Annotated in this window: 15 protein-coding genes; 12 read left to right on the forward strand and 3 right to left on the reverse strand. The window is 56.1% G+C overall.

Translation table 11 applies throughout. The features are described 5' to 3' along the window. Positions 1-173 precede the first annotated feature (173 nt). Together DNI29_RS13525 and DNI29_RS13530 are read right to left on the reverse strand one after the other, a co-directional pair. Positions 174-1,172 carry a glycoside hydrolase family 43 protein gene (locus tag DNI29_RS13525; protein WP_110978637.1) on the reverse strand — a complete coding sequence of 333 codons (999 nt, stop codon included), beginning with the start codon at positions 1,170-1,172 and terminating at the stop codon, positions 174-176. A gap of 68 nt (positions 1,173-1,240) precedes the next feature. Next, positions 1,241-1,795 (reverse strand): Riean_0653 family protein, encoded by a 555-nt coding sequence (locus tag DNI29_RS13530; RefSeq protein WP_110978638.1) that lies wholly within the window; start codon positions 1,793-1,795, stop codon positions 1,241-1,243. A 173-nt stretch (positions 1,796-1,968) separates the two neighbouring features. On the opposite strand from DNI29_RS13530, the gene pruA reads away from it, so the two are divergent. Then, positions 1,969-3,639, forward strand: a complete 1,671-nt coding sequence (pruA, locus tag DNI29_RS13535; RefSeq protein ID WP_110978639.1) for an L-glutamate gamma-semialdehyde dehydrogenase — start codon at positions 1,969-1,971, stop codon at positions 3,637-3,639. A gap of 68 nt (positions 3,640-3,707) precedes the next feature. On the opposite strand, the gene DNI29_RS13540 is transcribed toward pruA, so the two are convergent. Continuing rightward, on the reverse strand, positions 3,708-6,380 hold the full coding sequence (locus DNI29_RS13540) for a glycoside hydrolase family 2 TIM barrel-domain containing protein (protein WP_110978640.1): 2,673 nt from the start codon (positions 6,378-6,380) through the stop codon (positions 3,708-3,710). Positions 6,381-6,797: 417 nt separating this feature from the next. Here DNI29_RS13540 and DNI29_RS13545 point away from each other — a divergent pair, with 417 nt between their 5' ends. The 11 genes from DNI29_RS13545 to DNI29_RS13595 all read left to right on the forward strand — a co-directional run bounded on the left by DNI29_RS13545 (position 6,798) and on the right by DNI29_RS13595 (position 17,277). Beyond that, a complete protein-coding gene (locus DNI29_RS13545; RefSeq protein ID WP_110978734.1) occupies positions 6,798-7,190 on the forward strand; it encodes an NADH-quinone oxidoreductase subunit A in 393 nt (130 codons plus the stop codon). A gap of 69 nt (positions 7,191-7,259) precedes the next feature. Next, positions 7,260-7,814 (forward strand): NADH-quinone oxidoreductase subunit B, encoded by a 555-nt coding sequence (locus DNI29_RS13550; protein ID WP_110978641.1) that lies wholly within the window; start codon positions 7,260-7,262, stop codon positions 7,812-7,814. A 76-nt stretch (positions 7,815-7,890) separates the two neighbouring features. After that, the gene (locus tag DNI29_RS13555) at positions 7,891-8,454 is read left to right on the forward strand and encodes an NADH-quinone oxidoreductase subunit C (RefSeq protein WP_110978642.1); all 564 of its coding nucleotides are present in this window, start codon (positions 7,891-7,893) and stop codon (positions 8,452-8,454) included. Between the two features lie 18 nt (positions 8,455-8,472). Next, complete coding sequence (locus tag DNI29_RS13560; protein ID WP_110978643.1) at positions 8,473-9,741, forward strand: NADH-quinone oxidoreductase subunit D; 1,269 nt, start codon at positions 8,473-8,475, stop codon at positions 9,739-9,741. Between the two features lie 22 nt (positions 9,742-9,763). Then, positions 9,764-10,333 carry an NADH-quinone oxidoreductase subunit NuoE family protein gene (locus DNI29_RS13565; RefSeq protein ID WP_110978644.1) on the forward strand — a complete coding sequence of 190 codons (570 nt, stop codon included), beginning with the start codon at positions 9,764-9,766 and terminating at the stop codon, positions 10,331-10,333. 20 nt (positions 10,334-10,353) lie between these two features. Then, on the forward strand, positions 10,354-11,694 hold the full coding sequence (nuoF, locus tag DNI29_RS13570; RefSeq protein ID WP_110978645.1) for an NADH-quinone oxidoreductase subunit NuoF: 1,341 nt from the start codon (positions 10,354-10,356) through the stop codon (positions 11,692-11,694). Positions 11,695-11,739: 45 nt separating this feature from the next. Then, positions 11,740-12,741: an NADH-quinone oxidoreductase subunit G gene (locus DNI29_RS13575; RefSeq protein WP_110978646.1), complete on the forward strand. Its 1,002-nt coding sequence runs from the start codon at positions 11,740-11,742 to the stop codon at positions 12,739-12,741. Positions 12,742-12,834: 93 nt separating this feature from the next. Continuing rightward, on the forward strand, positions 12,835-13,917 hold the full coding sequence (nuoH, locus tag DNI29_RS13580; protein ID WP_110978647.1) for an NADH-quinone oxidoreductase subunit NuoH: 1,083 nt from the start codon (positions 12,835-12,837) through the stop codon (positions 13,915-13,917). Between the two features lie 67 nt (positions 13,918-13,984). Next, positions 13,985-14,560: a NuoI/complex I 23 kDa subunit family protein gene (locus DNI29_RS13585; RefSeq protein ID WP_110978648.1), complete on the forward strand. Its 576-nt coding sequence runs from the start codon at positions 13,985-13,987 to the stop codon at positions 14,558-14,560. Positions 14,561-14,619: 59 nt separating this feature from the next. After that, a complete protein-coding gene (locus DNI29_RS13590; RefSeq protein WP_110978649.1) occupies positions 14,620-15,132 on the forward strand; it encodes an NADH-quinone oxidoreductase subunit J family protein in 513 nt (170 codons plus the stop codon). Positions 15,133-15,597: 465 nt separating this feature from the next. Next, on the forward strand, positions 15,598-17,277 hold the full coding sequence (locus tag DNI29_RS13595; protein ID WP_262510224.1) for a serine hydrolase domain-containing protein: 1,680 nt from the start codon (positions 15,598-15,600) through the stop codon (positions 17,275-17,277). Positions 17,278-17,284: the final 7 nt, after the last annotated feature.

Raw genomic sequence — 17,284 nt, forward strand, 5'->3', positions numbered from 1 at the left:
ATGCGTTACTGGCATCTGAGCGGGCATTTACTGGCAAGCTTGTGGTAGTCAGCATCGTGTGCCTGATTCTTTTATTCGATGGGTTAGGTGCCAACCGTGAGTGGCGGAGCCGGAGGCCGAATGGGTATTTTCCCAATTAAGCATGTGGGGCAAGGTTATTCTCTATCCTGCTTTCACTCCGCTGGCCCTTCTTGCTCCTCCCACGAGGGCGTACCACCCGAAACCAGCCGGGGCCAACCATCCACATATTCCAGCCGGTCTAGCAGCATCACGCGGCGCGAGAAGCCTTGTTCATCATCAATAGCATCGAAGGTGGGCTGCCGGGGGTCGATGGCGTGGTAGGCCAGCCAGTCCTGCCCGGCCCCGTCCGTGATGACGCAGTTGTGGCCGGGGGCATGCCAGTGTTCGTTGCCTTCCAGCAGCATAGCGTAGGGGTTGCCGGTGGCATCGGCCAGAGTTTCGAAGGGGCCGGTGGCGGCGCGGGACCGAGCCACGAGGACTCCGTAGTGCGCATCGGGGCCGCAGCAGTTGTTGCCGGAGTAAAAGAGGTAGTACCAGCCGTGGCGCAGCACCACCCAGCTACCTTCCAGCAGTTGGTCGTAGCGGTGTGGGTCGCCGGCCCCGGCGGGCTCCAGCAGGGTTATTTCCTCACTGCCCGGCGCGAAGGAAAGTCGGTCTTCGGCCAGTTCCCGTACCCGCAGCGCCCCGAAGCCGGAACCCCAGTACAGCAGCCGCTTGCCGGTGGCGGGGTCGTCAAACGCCATTGGGTCGATTTCCAGGAAGCCTGTGCCGCATTGCAAAGGGGCACCTACATCCCGGAACGGTCCGGCGGGGGTAGCAGAGGTAGCCACGGCCAGGCAAAGCCCAGCGCCCGAATCAGGTTTGGCTGAGTAATAGAGGTAGTAAATGCCGTTATGCTCACTTACGTGCGGGGCCCAGAACTTCTGCGTAGTACTCGCCCAAATCGGTTTCTGCGGCAGGCCTTCGCCCAGGTATTCCCAGTGCACCAAATCCTGGGAGCGGGCTACCTGCAAGTTGATGATAAGGTTGCCAGGCCGCTTCGTCTGGGTGCCGTAGGCGTAATAATAGCCATCCGTCGCCTGGATGATGGTAGGGTCCGGAAAGTCGAAGTCCCAGATAGGGTTGCGGTAGGTAGCAGCGGGTTTGGGCATAACAGCGAGGGTAGGCAGATAGACTTTGCCTGAAACGAATAATTTCCGTTCTGGGCTGTACCTACAAACTACCGACGCTCAAACTTCACGTCGAAACGACCTTGGGTTATACTCACCGTACGGGAGCCACCATCTTCGAGCGGACTACCTTCGAAGGTGCCGGAGACGATGTTCTTAATAGTATCCAGTCGGGTAATCGTAACTATAACTGGCGCACTGGGCCCTGAATAAAATTGCGCCCGTTGATCAATCAGATCATTGTGGTATACTAAATAGCTCGGAGATACCCCTCCTAAAATGATAGTCTCTTGCTGATCGAGCGTATAGGTACCCGGCTGGTGTACGTCCACAAGTCGAATCCCTACACTCGACTGTCGTCCGCTCCGGTAGTCTGCAAAGGATAGGGTTAATATCGTTCCACCTTTGTTTTTCTCCCGGGAACCATAGACGGGCGTCCCCGGAATAAACCCATTTCCTGATTGTGGCTTGAACACCTTACCATCAGTCAGGAAGCCCGCGGTGTTTTTACCTTCTTGGGTAGCTTCAGGCAGTCGGTCAATCTTTTCTTTTTTGCAGCTGGTCAGTAGGCACAGCAGCGCAACTGCAGATATCGTCTTGCTCATAATATTAATCCTCGCACAAATAGTGAATCGAATAAGACAAGAGAAACACTTTTGCAGAACGGAAAGTAGCTTATTCTCCGTAGTGTGCCGACTCTGCCCTAGATCTTAGGCAGCTCTCTTACCTTTGTCCCTACCCCCTCCACCATCTAAGCACCCAAAATCCAGTAAGGACTATGGCCAACGCCTTTTTTAACGTTCCCGCTCCGGTCAACGAACCCGTCAAAGGGTATGCTCCCAACTCGCCCGAGCGCACCGAACTGCTCAAGACTCTGAAGGAGCTGAAGCAGCAGGAGCGCGACATTCCTATGCACATCGGCGGCCAGGAAGTACGCACCGGCAACACCCAGCGCATCTTCCCGCCCCACGACCACCAGCACACCCTCGGCTACTTCCACGAGGGAGATGCTTCCCACGTACAGCAGGCCATTGACGCCGCCCTAGCTGCCCGCCCCATGTGGGCTGAGCTGCCCTGGGAGCAGCGCGCTGCCATCTTCCTGAAAGCTGCCGAACTGCTGGCCGGCCCCTACCGCGCCCGCCTCAACGCGGCCACCATGCTGGGCCAAAGCAAAAACGCTTTCCAGGCGGAAATCGACGCGGCCTGCGAGCTGATCGACTTCTTCCGCTTCAATGTGCACTTCATGCAGGAGCTGTACCACCAGCAGCCCCAGAGCCAGCCTGGCATGTGGAACCGCCTGGAGCACCGCCCCCTGGAAGGCTTCGTATTTGCCCTCACGCCTTTCAACTTCACTTCCATTGCCGGTAACCTGCCTACCTCTGCCGCCCTGATGGGCAACGTGGTGGTATGGAAGCCCGCCTACACCCAGATCTACTCGGCGCAGGTGCTGATGGAACTGTTTAAGGAGGCTGGTCTGCCCGACGGCGTTATCAACCTGATTTACGTGGACGGTCCCGTAGCCGGCGACGTTATTTTCCAGCACCGTGACTTCGCCGGTATCCACTTCACCGGCTCTACGGGTGTGTTCCAGAACATCTGGCAGACGATTGGCCAGAACATCAAGCGCTACCGTTCCTACCCCCGCATTGTGGGCGAAACCGGTGGTAAAGACTTCATTGTGGCGCACCCTTCGGCCCACGCCAAGGCCGTGGCTACAGCTATTACCCGCGGCGCTTTCGAGTACCAGGGCCAGAAGTGCTCGGCTGCCTCGCGCATCTACCTGCCCAGCAACCTCGCCGACGAAATTCTGGGCTACGTGAAGCAGGACCTCGCCTCGTTTAAAATGGGCGACGTAGAGGATTTCTCGAACTTCATCAACGCCGTTATCAGCGAAACTTCCTTCGATAAGCTGGCCAAGTACATTGATGGAGCCAAAGCCGATAGCAACGCCGAAATTGTGGCGGGTGGCGGATACGATAAGTCGAAGGGCTACTTCATCGAGCCCACGGTTATCGTGACCAAGGACCCCAAGTACACCACCATGTGCGACGAGCTGTTCGGCCCCGTGGTGACGGTGTACATCTACGATGAGGCCGAGTTTGAGCAAACCCTGGAGCTAGTAGATTCAACCTCGCCCTACGCTCTCACCGGCGCTATCTTCTCTCAGGACCGCTACGCCATTGATCTAGCCTCGAAGAAGCTGGTGCAGGCCGCCGGCAACTTCTACATCAACGACAAGCCTACCGGTGCCGTGGTAGGTCAGCAGCCCTTCGGCGGAGCCCGCGCTTCCGGCACCAACGACAAAGCTGGCTCTCTGCTGAACCTGCTGCGCTGGGTGTCGCCGCGCGCCATCAAGGAAACCTTCGTACCCGTAACCGATTACCGCTACCCCTTCCTGGGCGTGGAAACCGGCGAAAACCTGAACGTAACCGGCCAGGGTGGTTTCTAACCTTCTCGGATCTTCAATAAAACAAGAGCCGCTTCAGAGTTTCTGAAGCGGCTCTTGTTTTACTATTCCTACCACAGGCGCTTTACCTGGATGCCATTCAGCATGGATTCCCCGGTACCAGCTTTGAAGTCAACGATGATGCCTTTGCCTTGGCGAGCAGAGGTAGTGAACTTGAAGCTGGCGGCTTGCAGCGGCTGCAGATAGGTGGAAGTGCTAAGGCCAGGCAGTACGAGTTGGCCATTGAGCAGCACATCGAAGGTGCGGCCTTGAGCGGCAGGCGCAGCGGCTTCCGTCCCTTTCGACAGATTATATACTAGCTGCTCGCCTTGGGGCACGGCTTCCAGTTCGGCGAAATGTAGCACTACCTCGTACTCACCGTCGGGTACATCGAGGCGGAACTGCTGTAGGCCCAGGCGCTGGGTTTCGTATAGGGCGTCGTAGTCGGTACCGAGGATGTTGCGGTCGGAGCCGTAGGGTAGGCGGTTGCCGGGCAGCACGTAGGGGTGGCCGCCTACGTAGCCCCAGCCGCCGGGCGTGTAGGCCTGCTCAGGCACCCACACTTGATGCCGCTTCGGGTCCATAAACTGTCGCTCATCACCTAGGCTTACGTTCAGCTCGGTAAAGGGCACCTTTGCAGATGCCAGAGAGGTAGGCAGCAGTTGAAACTCAATGTCGGTGTAGTCTTCTATAGGCTGACCGGGAGCCTGCGCGCGCAACTGGTTCAGGCCCTGCACAAAAGGCACCATAAAGCGCGCCAACCCGAAACTGACCGGCTGACTGCCCAAATCGTGGCCATTCAGGAATAGGCGCACTGCAGGCTGATTAGAATATACCTCTACCGGCTGGCGGCAGAAAAGCGAATCGGGGCTGGCAGCTACGCCGCTGCGGTGCGTCCAGGAGCGGGAGCCAATTTTCAGGAAGGGCGTTTTGAGCAGATGAGCTTGGTAGAAGAGGTAGGCGTCCTTGGGTTGCCGCTCGCCGGTAAGCAGGCTTTTGTTGTTGATATGGGGCACGGCCTCCTGACGGGTTTCGGAGTTGAACTCAGCCAGGTTCCAGACGGTACTGCCGGCCACAAAGGGCCGATCCAGAATGGCTTTCAGATAAAACTGATGGTAGCGGTTAGCGTACTCCGTCGTTTTATCGAATCGTTTGGGCTGAAAGGAATGCAGGCGCACATCGGAATCGGCACCGTATTCGGTTACCATAGTGGGCTTGGTGGGTAACTCGCGGCGGTGGCGGTCCAGAAACTGCGGGAAGCCCTCCAGGTCGCCGGAATACCAGCCTTGGTAGAGGTTCCAGCCCACAATCTGCGGAATAGAGAGGAGCCCTGCTTGTTGGTAAAGCTCGAAGTCACCATGATTCACCAGCATAGTATAGCGGCTGGGGTCCTCACGACGGGTCAGGCTATCAAGCTCCTGGGCCAAGCGATTAACGCGGCGCAGGTAAGCCCTACCCGGCTCGTTGTCGCGCTTGATACCGTCGGGCAGTCGCAGCAGCACTTCGTTCATATAAGCCCACACAACAACGCTAGGATGGTTAAAGGCCTGCCGGATCATCTCCGTCTGCATGGTGCGGCAGTTCTGGAAAAAGGCGGGAGAATCGGTTATGGCATTAACCACCGGAATTTCCACCGAAGCCAGAATGCCCAGCCGGTCGCAGGCTTGGAGTACGGCGGGGTCCTGGGGGTAGTGCGAAATGCGCAGGAAGTTGCCGCCCAGCTGCTTGAGTAGCTGTACATCTTGCTCGTGCAGCGCGTCGGGCAAAGCATTGCCAAGCCCAGGAAAATCCTGGTGGCGGTTGGTGCCGATAAGCTTAAGAGGCTTGCCGTTCAAGAAGAAACCTTGGGCGGCATCAAACCGAAACCAGCGTAGTCCCAACGGATTCACTACCTCATCCAGCACCTGCTTACTACCCCCTGCTTCTTGTATCGTTGACACCACCCGGTACAAATACGGGTCATCGGGCGACCATAAGTGGGGCTGCTTCAGGCGCGGCAACTGCTGTCGGAAAGCTCGCTTCTCCCCTACTTTCAGCGTAACGGTAGTTTGCTGCTGCCCAACTAAGCGCCCAGCCTTATCCAGCACCTGCGACGCTACCATCACCTTCCGCACCTTCCTTGACTCGTTGCGCAGACTACCCGTCACCACAACGTCAGCCGCTTCGCCGGACACATTAGGGGTAGTGATGAACGTGCCGTTGGAAGCGTAATTATCCAAGTCGAAGTGCACCGGATCAGCCGCCACTAGGTACACGTCGCGGTAGAGCCCGCCGTAAAAGGTAAAGTCAGCCGACAGGGGCGGAATATCGGGGTTGTACCGGTTAGTCAGCTTGACGAGAACTTCATTCCCCGCAGCCGCTTGGTTGCCAAACTTCAGCCATTTGCTCACCGGAAAGCTGAAAGCGGTGTAGCCACCCGCATGCCGACCTACCAGCTGTCCGTTCACATATACTTCCGCCTCTTGGTTGGCTCCTTCGAAATAGAGGTACACGCTGCGTTGCTGCCAACTGGCCGGCACATATAGCAGCTTGCGGTACCAACCCATGCCGCGGTAGTAACCGGGTTCATCATCCAGCACATCAGTTGCATTCCAGGTATGCGGCACCGATACCTTTTCCCAGTTGGTAGGGGTAGCAGGTTCCTTGGTAAAGTCCTCGGTGTCGGCAGCTTTACGGAACAGCCAATTATCGTTGATAGACTGCTTGATGCGCTGTTGCCCTAGGGCTGGCAGAGCAAGTATCATCAGCCACAATACTAGCCAGCACCCTGGCCAGTAGTATCGGGGAGCTTCCTTTTTATAGATTGTCGGTATTGACGCCACGTTGAGTTGATCGGTCTGGGAGATGCCTAAAGTATAGTAGTCAAGCTACTGTTACTAAGCGAAGGTAGTAGTGCCATCGGCTTTACAGGCTGGCGTGGCACTCTTTAGGTTCAGGAGCCTGTTCATACCTCAACAAGGCATATAGTGCTTGCGCTTCCAAGGAGTTTACTTTCACTTAGGCAAGCTGATAAAGGATTGTACTTGTTCGATAAGCGTAGTCCGCTTGCTTCTCTGCCTTCGGCTTCTAACCGACGGCTTATTTCGCGTTTGTTCCGCCCGCATTTCGTGGTACCTTTGCCTTCCATGCCGTTTCTGAGCGGCCTTACTCTGTCGATGTCTATGCTTCTCGCTGTCCCGACCCAATACCAGCCCTCTGATTTTCTGCCGATTATCGTGCAGTTCGTACTGGCCATAGCCTTCGTTGCTTTTTCCATGATAGCCTCGCACCTGCTGGGGCCGCGCCGGAAGAGCGTCGTAAAAGATGAAGCCTTCGAGTGCGGCATCGAATCGGTGGGTAACGCCCGCACCCCAATTTCGGTGAAGTACTTCCTCACGGCTATTCTCTTTGTACTCTTTGATGTGGAGGTAATCTTCATGTATCCCTGGGCCGTAAACTTCCGCGCCTTGGGCTCCACTGGCTTCATCCAGATGATTGTGTTCTTGGCCCTGCTGATGACGGGCTTTGCCTATGTTATCAAAAAGGGTGTTTTACGCTGGAACGAGTCGCGCTAAAGCAACCTTTGGCCGCTGGCTAGTGTTGCCTGACTGAAGCCCCGCGCTTCCTCAAACTGACTGACCATCATGGAAAATAGAGCTCCTGAAATCAAAATGGTAGATGCACCGGAAGGCCTGGAAGGCGCCGGTTTTTTTGCTACCTCGCTGGAGAAAGTAGTGGGTATTGCCCGCGCCAACTCCCTCTGGCCCCTACCCTTCGCTACCTCCTGCTGCGGCATCGAGTTCATGGCAACTATGGGTGCCCGCTACGATATTTCCCGCTTCGGCTCCGAGCGCCCCTCGTTCTCACCCCGGCAGGCCGACTTGCTGATGGTGATGGGTACCATTGCCAAGAAGATGGCTCCTATTGTAAAGCAAGTGTATGAGCAAATGGCTGAGCCCCGTTGGGTGCTGGCCATGGGTGCCTGCGCGTGCTCGGGCGGTATCTTTGATACGTACTCCGTGCTTCAGGGCATCGACCGGATCATTCCCGTGGATGTGTACATTCCTGGCTGCCCCCCTCGCCCCGAGCAAGTGCTGGATGGCCTGATGCGTATTCAGGACTTGGCCAAAAACGAATCTCTCCGTCGCCGCAACTCGCCCGAATACCAGGCTCTGCTGGCGTCTTACAACATTAAATAAGTAGTGGGTGGTGAGTAGCTAGACATCCTAAGTGTTTGCATCTAGCCACTTACCACCAGATACTCGATACTCAGAAATGGCTGACCAGAACGAATCCCCGGCGGCACAAGAAGCCGCCGCTGCCCAGGACCCGGCAACGCAGAAAAATGCGCAGCTGCTGGCTCTATTGCACCGCTTGTTCGGCGAGGACACTTTCACCGATGTGGAAGAGCCCTACGGTCTGCTGACCGCTACGACCACGCGGGAACGGATTCACGATATCATTGCTGGCCTGCAGCAGGATCAGGAGCTTCAAGTGAATTTCCTGACCACTATGTGTGGCATGCACTTCCCCGATAAGGAAGGCCAGGAACTGGGAATGGTGTACCACCTGCACAGCCTCGTGCACAACGTACGCCTGCGCCTGAAAATCTTCTTCCCCATCTCGGACCCAGTAGTGCCCACGATGACGGACCTCTACTCCACCGCTAACTGGATGGAGCGTGAGGCTTATGACTTCTTCGGCATTCAGTTTCCGGGGCACCCCAACCTCATTCGCATCCTCAATGTGGAGGATATGGATTACCATCCGATGCGCAAGGAATACGCGCTGGAAGATGGTACCCGCGAAGATAAAACCGACCTTTTCTTCGGCCGCTAGGCCCCTGATACCTTTATCATGGCAGTAAACGATACGCTGGAAGGCACCCGCAAAATTGTGGAAGAGGCCGAAGTGCAGAGACCCAATCTGCACCCACTGGCGCCTTCCGTCAACGACTTCAACCAGGAGCTAACCACGCTCAACCTGGGCCCTACCCACCCCGCTACGCACGGCATCTTCCAGAACATTCTGCAGATGGACGGCGAGCGGATTATTTCGGGTGTGCCTACCATTGGCTATATCCACCGCGCTTTCGAGAAGATTGCTGAGCGCCGGCCCTTCTACCAGATTACGCCCCTGACGGACCGCATGAACTACTGTTCGTCGCCCATCAACAACATGGGCTGGCACATGACGGTAGAGAAGTTGCTGGGCGTGGAAGTACCCAAGCGCGCTCAGTACATGCGCGTTATTCTGATGGAGCTGGCCCGTATTTCGGACCACCTCATCTGCAACGGCATTCTGGGGGTAGATACGGGCGCCTTTACTGGCTTCCTCTACCTGATGGACGAGCGGGAGAAGATTTACGAAATCTACGAGGAAGTAAGCGGCGCCCGCCTGACCACCAACATGGGTCGGGTAGGCGGCATGGAGCGCGACTTCACCGACGTAGCCATCCAAAAGCTGCGGGCCTGGCTGAAAACATTCCCGGCTGTGATGAGCGAGTTCGAGAAGATGTTCAACCGCAACCGCATCTTCATGGACCGCGTGGTGGACGTAGGCGCTATTTCCGCCGAGCGGGCCCTGAACTACGGTTTCACCGGCCCCAACCTGCGGGCTGCGGGTGTCGACTACGACGTGCGAGTGATGAACCCCTACTCCAGCTACCAGGACTTCGAGTTTGAAATTCCAGTAGGGACCAAAGGCGACACCTACGACCGGTTCATGGTGCGCAACGAGGAAATCTGGCAGAGCCTACGCATCATCAATCAGGCGCTGGAAAACCTGCCTGAAGGCCCTTACCACGCCGATGCTCCGCACTACTACCTGCCGCCCAAGCAGGCCGTGTACAAGAACATGGAAGCCCTCATCTATCACTTCAAAATTGTGATGGGTGAGATTGAGGCGCCTGTGGGTGAGGTGTATCACTCGGTAGAAGGTGGCAATGGCGAGCTGGGTTTCTACTTGGTTTCTGATGGAGGCCGCACCCCCTACCGCCTGCATTTCCGCCGTCCTTGCTTCATCTACTACCAGGCTTACACCGAAATGGTAACGGGCCAGACGCTCTCCGACGCCATCGTGACGCTGTCGTCGATGAACGTAATTGCCGGCGAGCTGGACGCGTAGTTTTTTGCTGAATTTGACTTTTATGGAGACGACTGCCGTCAAGCCGCAATTTTCCGAAGCCGCCCAGGCTGAAATCAAGCGTCTGCTCACCCACTACCCCGACGACCGCCGGAAATCGGCCCTGCTGCCCGTTCTGCACATTGCACAGGCCGAGTTCGGTGGTTGGGTAAGCCCTGAGGTGCAGGACTTAGTGGCCGAGGTATTGGACATCAAGCCCATTGAGGTGTACGAGGTGGCTACCTTCTATACCATGTTCAACCTTAAGCCGGTAGGCAAGCACGTGCTGGAAATCTGCCGGACGGGCCCCTGCATGCTACGCGGCTCTGATGAGCTGACGGCCCATCTGGAGCGCATTACCGGCGCCAAAGTGGGTGGCCCGGCTTCAGCTGATGGCTTGTTCACTTTGAAGGAGGTAGAGTGCCTAGCGGCTTGCGGCTTCGCTCCCATTGTGCAGGTGCGCGAGAAGTACTACGAGCAGCTCGATACCCCGGAGGCCGTGGATGCCATGCTCACCGAGCTGCGCAACCAGGTGCACCGCCCCGCTTTGCCGTGGGAAGAAACCGGCCTACCCAACGCGCTGGCCAACAACTAACGTCTTTCAGCTCTGAATCTATGGGACGCAAACTGCTGACCGAACATATTAACGTTGAGGGCATTAACACCTTTGAGGTATACCGCAAACACGGCGGCTACCGCTCGGTGGAGAAGGCCCTCAAGACCATGACCCCCGACGAGGTGGTGGAAGAAGTGAAGAAGTCGGGCCTGCGGGGCCGCGGCGGCGCTGGCTTCCCTACCGGTATGAAGTGGAGCTTCCTGGCCAAGCCCGAAGGAGTGCCGCGCTACCTCGTTTGCAACGCCGACGAATCGGAGCCGGGTACCTTCAAGGACCGGCAGCTGATGTCGAAGCTACCCCACCTGCTCATCGAGGGCATGATTACGAGCTCATACGCGCTGGGCGCCAACACCTCGTACATCTACATCCGCGGGGAGCTGTTGTACGTGTTGCGCATCCTGGAAAAAGCCATTGCCGAAGCTTACGCGGCAGGTTTCCTGGGTAAGAACATTTTGGGTTCGGGCTACGACCTGGACCTGCACGTGCATCCCGGTGGTGGTGCCTACATCTGCGGGGAGGAAACGGCTCTGTTGGAATCGTTGGAAGGCAAGCGCGGTAACCCGCGCAACAAGCCGCCGTTCCCGGCTGTGCAGGGCTTGTACGCCCGCCCCACGGTAGTAAACAACGTGGAGTCCATTGCTGCGGTACCGGTTATCGTGAATGAGGGCGGCGACGAGTACGCCAAGATTGGCGTGGGTCGGAGCACCGGCACCAAGCTGATTTCGGCTTGTGGCCACCTCAACAAGCCCGGCATCTACGAAATTGAGTTAGGCCTGCCCGTCGAGGAATTCATCTACTCCGATGAGTACTGCGGCGGCATCTGGAAAGGTCGGGAGCTGAAAGCAGTAGTTGCTGGTGGTTCTTCAGTGCCGATCCTTCCTAAGGAGCTCATCCTGAAAACAGCCGCCGGCGAAAAACGCCTCATGACTTATGAGTCGCTGTCGGATGGTGGTTTCGTAACGGGTACCATGCTGGGCTCGGGTGGTTTTATCGCCATGGACGAGACGACCTGCATCGTGCGCAACACTTGGAACTTCTCCCGTTTCTACCACCACGAGTCGTGCGGGCAATGCTCGCCCTGCCGCGAGGGTACAGGCTGGATGGAAAAGGTGCTGCACCGCTTGGAGCACGGCCACGGCCACATGGAAGATATCGACCTGCTGGTAAGCGTTGCCAAGCAAATCGAGGGCAATACCATTTGCCCGCTTGGTGAAGCTGCCGCTTGGCCCGTTGCCGCCGCTGTACGTCACTTCCGCCACGAGTTTGAGTGGCACGTGACCCATGCTAAGGAAGCGGCCCAGCCCGGCGCCGTGTACCGGGCTAATGCCGTGCTGGTTTAATTTCTAGTAAATGACTTTCTCTTCCTGATCAGGAAGCTTTGAATAATGGCTAAAATAACTTTCGACGGCGTTGAGGTAGAAGTTCCGGACGGAACCACTATCCTGAATGCTGCCCGCCAAATTGGGGGTAGCATTGTGCCCCCGGCCATGTGCTACTACACCCCGCTGAAAGGCTCGGGCGGTAAATGCCGTGCCTGCCTCGTGCGGGTAGCTGCCGGCTCAGCCAAGGACCCGCGCCCTATGCCCAAGTTGGTAGCCTCGTGCGTGACGCCGGTGCAGGACGGGATGGTAGTGGAAAACACTACATCCGAACAGGTACTGAACGTGCGCAAGGGCATTGTAGAAATGCTGCTCATCAACCACCCGCTAGATTGTCCCGTGTGTGACCAGGCTGGTGAATGTGACCTGCAGAACTTTGCCTTCGAGCACGGTGTGAGCACTACCCGCTATCAGGAAGAGCGCCGCACCTTCGAGAAAATTGACATTGGCCCGCTGATTCAGCTGCACATGACGCGCTGCATCCTGTGCTACCGTTGTGTGTACACGGCCAATCAGATTACAGATAACCGGGTGCACGGCGTGCTGGGCCGCGGCGATGCGGCGGAAATCGGCACCTACATCGAGAACATCATCGACAATGACTTCTCCGGCAACGTTATCGACGTATGCCCGGTAGGCGCCCTCACCGACAAGACGTTCCGCTTTAAGTCGCGGGTATGGTTCACGAAGCCCGTGAATGCTCACCGTGACTGCCCCAAGTGCTCCGGCAACGTGGTGCTCTGGTACAAAGGCAAAGACGTGCTGCGCACAACAGCCCGCAAGGATCAGTACGGCGAGGTCAAAGAGTGGATCTGCAACGAGTGCCGCTTCGAGAAAAAGGAAACCTCGGACTGGACCATCGAAGGCCCCGCCCACATCGACCGTTCTTCGGTAATTTCGGCCAACCACTACGAGCTGCCTGTTCTGAATCAGTCGGTAGTAGCTGACCTCCCCGAAAGCACCCAGCGCGACCTAGAAAAGAACCCGCCGCTGAAATTAGGCAACTAGTTCTCAGTTACCAGTCGAGAGTTGTCAGTTACCAGATACAGTAACCGCGGACTTCTCAAACTGGCAACTCTCAACTGACAACTCTCAACTGAAATGATTGAACTACCCGCACTAGGCTGGCAATCCATTGTCATCTTCGTCGTATTCGCACTTTCGCTGCTGATTGCGACTTATTGCACGTATGCTGAGCGCGTTATTGCAGCTTTCCTGCAAGACCGGGTAGGACCCGACCGTGCCGGCCCCTACGGCCTGCTTCAACCTCTGGCCGATGCAGTGAAGATGTTCACCAAGGAAGAGTTCTTCCCTGGAGGCGCTAACAAAGCGCTATTCATCTTCGGCCCCTGTTTGGCCATGATTACGGCCCTGATGTCATCGGCGGTTATCCCGTTTGGCAACAACGTGAGCTTTGGCAACAACAGCTTCTTTCTTCAGGGCATTGAGGTAAATATTGGGATGCTGTGGGTGTTCGGCGTGGTGTCGCTGGGTGTGTACGGCGTGATGATTGGTGGTTGGGCCTCCAACAACAAGTTTTCTCTCCTTGGTGCCGTGCGGGCAGCTTCCCAAAACATCAGCTATGAGCTGGCTATGGGCATGTCGCTGATTGCCGTTCTGATGATGTCGGGTACGCTCAGCTTACGCGAAATCACGCTGCAGCAGTCGGTAGCTGGCGAGTGGCAGTTCTGGAATATTGTAAAGCAACCCCTCGGCTTTATCATTTTCTGTGTGTGTGCCTTCGCTGAAACTAACCGTACACCTTTCGACTTGCCGGAGTGCGAGACGGAGCTGGTAGGCGGTTACCACACGGAATACTCTTCCATGAAGCTGGGTCTGTACCTCTTCGCCGAGTACATCAACATCTTCGTGGCGTCTGCCGTGATGAGCGTTCTTTACTTCGGCGGCTTCAACTTCCCCTTCCAATATGAGCTGCGTGACTGGCTGGTGAGCAGCCAAGGCTGGGAGCTGGCTTCGGCTCAGAACCTGATTACGGTGCTGGGAACAGTAGGCCTGTTCGCCAAGATCTTTGGGTTCATCTTCTTCTTTATGTGGGTGCGCTGGACTCTGCCGCGCTTCCGCTATGATCAATTGATGCGCCTAGGCTGGACCATCCTCATTCCGCTGGCCGTGCTCAATATTCTCATCACCGGCGGGCTCATCCTGTTCGGGGTGATTAAGTAACTTTCCATCCCTACCTCGTTACGCCCAGCTAACCATAGGCTGGGTATAACAACTGGTCTGACGATATATGCAACTCACCAATAGAGCCAAGAAACTAGAGAAGAAGCCAATGACTCTGGCTGAGCGGGCCTACTTGCCTGCTATTTTCCAGGGTTTGAGCATCACAATGCGGCACTTCTTCATGAAGAAGGCCACCGTGCGCTACCCCGAGGAGGTACGTCCGTTCTCCCCCGTATTCCGCGGCCTGCATGTGCTTAAGCGCGATGAGCAAGGCCGGGAGCGGTGCACTGCCTGCGGCTTGTGCGCCGTAGCCTGTCCGGCCGAAGCCATTACGATGGTAGCCGGTGAGCGGAAGAAAGGTGAAGAAGGCCTCTACCGCGAGGAGAAGTATGCCATCAGCTACGAAATCAACATGCTGCGCTGCATCTTCTGTGGCCTCTGCGAAGAGGCTTGTCCGAAGGCGGCTGTGTACCTGCAGCCCGATAAGATTGCGCCCCCTCGCTACGAACGAGATGAGTTTATTTATGGCAAAGACCGTCTGGTAGAGCCTGTATCGCCGGATGCCCGCTCAGTGCGTGGCATTCAACTGACGCCGGAACAAGCAGACTCTTTGCGCAATAAGTTAGCTCAACAGCCTGCCTAGAAATACCCCCTACCCCTTTGCCAAGGCTGATACCGGGCAACGCAGCTTACTCTTCCGATATGTCTCCTCTTTTTCTCTTCTTGGCTTTTGTGGCGCTACTCAGCGCGCTGGGTGTGGTATTCGCCAAAAACCCCGTGCATAGCGTACTGTTCCTGATTCTGACCTTCTTTGCGTTATCAGGTCACTACCTCCTGCTAAATGCGCAGTTCTTAGCAGCCGTGAACATCATTGTATATGCAGGGGCCATTATGGTACTGTTCCTGTTCGTGATTATGTTCCTGAATCTGAATGTGGATACGGAGCCTCACAAGCCGGCGCTGGCGAAGATTGCCGCTGCTATTGCGGGCGGTTCTCTGCTCGTTATCTTGGTAGCAGCTCTGAAAGATGTGCAGCCTACCGGCGCAGCCACGGATGCTAGTTTCGACTCCCAGATTGGCATGGTTGACCGACTAGGCCTAGTGCTGTATCAGCAGTATCTATTGCCTTTCGAACTGGCCTCCGTATTGTTTCTGGTAGCTATGGTTGGTGCTGTAATGCTAGGCAAGCGAGAAGCAGGGGAGCGTAATTTCTAAGCTTTAGGAAAATTCTGTGAATAAGAAAAGCGGCAGCTGAGCATTCAGTTGCCGCTTTTTTGCGTCTTACAAGTAGACAAGGGTTTATATAACAATAATGCTATTTATACACATTCACACAGCCATACTTAATCCTATTGCAACTTCTTTAATATAGTTTGACGATACTTATTATAAAAGTCAAATGTCTATGTTAAAGGCACTTTTGGTCAATAACTAAATATTGCATAGTTGAAAAATTTATATTTTATAACAGTATAGGATTACGATTTTATCGAAAATATCTAATAAAATTGCAAGTCTCCCTTTAGGACTGCAACAGCTGCATTTGGCTGTGATAGAGGCTTTTTTAATCAGGTTGGATTTGTGAAGAAGTTGCTTGCTCTGTTACTGAGCTTGCTTGCGTTGCCAGCATGGGCGCAAACCGGCGCATCCTCACCGGAAACGGCACCCTGCGATGTTGTAGTGCAGAAATTTATGGCTCGCTGGAAAATTCCCGGCGCTTCCGTTGCTATTAGCCGACACGGTAAGCTGGTGTATGCACGCGGGTTTGGCCACGCAGACTTAGCCCAAAGCCAGCCAATGACGCCTGCTACCTTGCTACGAGTTGCCAGCGTGTCAAAACCCGTGACGGCCATTGCCATCATGAAGCTGGTTGAAGAAGGGCAGCTTGATTTACAGCACAAAGCTTTTGGCTCTACTGGCTACCTGAACGACTCTTACTACAACAGCGTCGTGACGGATCAGCGCATCAACGACATCACGGTGCGGCAGCTGCTCGAACACACTGCTGGCTGGAACCGGGATGCAGGCGTAGATGGCTTCACTAGTTCTGATCCTATTGACTTCCCGCTCCATGTCGCGCAGGTAATGCATGTTCCGAACCCTGTCGGCGACTCCACGCTGGTACGCTACCTGTTAAGCAAGGGGCTGAATTTCACGCCTGGCAGCCGCTTTGCTTACTCTAACATCGGGTATCTGGTGCTGGGTAAGATTATTGAGAGAGTTACCGGGCAGCGCTATGAAGCGTGGGTGCGCCAGCATATTCTGGAGCCTGCGGGCATTCAGGAAGCTCACCTGGGCCGCAACCTGCGCACCGCCAAACTGGAAAACGAAGCAGAGTATTTCTGTCCTGCCACCGGCGAATCGTGTTACGGTACAGGCAAGAAGGTGCCTTATGCCTACGGCGGCGCCAACCTGGAAGCCATGAACGCCCACGGGGGCTGGCTGTTTACCGCCCGCGACTTGGTGCGCCTGCTCCTAGCAGTTGATGGCTCCCCCACGCGCCCCGACCTATTGCTGCCTGCTACCCTCGATACGATGACTACCCCCTCAGAGGCCGCGAAACGGTATGCAAAGGGCTGGATGGTGAACAGCAAGCGGGGACTTTGGTGGCATACTGGTTGCCTCAATGGCTCCACTAGCCTAGTAGCGCGCACCGATGACGGGTACACCTGGGCTATTCTGTTTAACTCTTGCCCCAATACCAACCGTTTCTGGAATGATGTGGAGGACCTGGGCTGGGACTGCGTCAATAGCACCAACACCTGGCCTTCCTACGACCTATTTCCACCCGAGCAAAACGCTACCCGCCTCCGCATAGCTCGACAGGGCAACCAAACGGCTACCCTCGCTTGGCGGAATGGTAATGGCACCCATCGGTTGGTTGTGCTGCGCGAAGGAAGCCCCATCAGTGCCTTCCCAGTGGATGGACAGGTGTATGCTGGCGGCCGGACCTTCGGGCAAGGGGCCATGCTTGGACAAGGAAATTACGTGGTAGCAGCTGGCCCTGACAGCACAGTGCAGGTTAGCGGGCTACAGCCGGGCCGCACGTACTACGCCCGCGTGATGGAATACCGCCTCGATGGCAAAGCCACTACCCAACCAGTCTATACCTTCGATGGTAACCCGACCGTACGCATTCGGATACCAGAAGTGGCAGCCCCACTCGCTAAGACCAAGACCAAGGCCAAGGCTAAACCGGCTACACGTACCAAGGCAATAGCCAGCAGAAACCGCGTTAGGAAGCCGGCGCCTACTTCACCCACCCGGAAGCAGCCCCTGGCCCTACCTCAGCAAGCAGCTTCCGCTCAGCCCGCTCACCTGAGCAGATTTCGCTCGTTGCTGAGCTGGCGTAAAGGATAGTCGGCAC

The sequence above is a fragment of the Hymenobacter sediminis genome (assembly GCF_003231285.1).
Classification (GTDB): Bacteria; Bacteroidota; Bacteroidia; order Cytophagales; family Hymenobacteraceae; genus Hymenobacter; species Hymenobacter sediminis.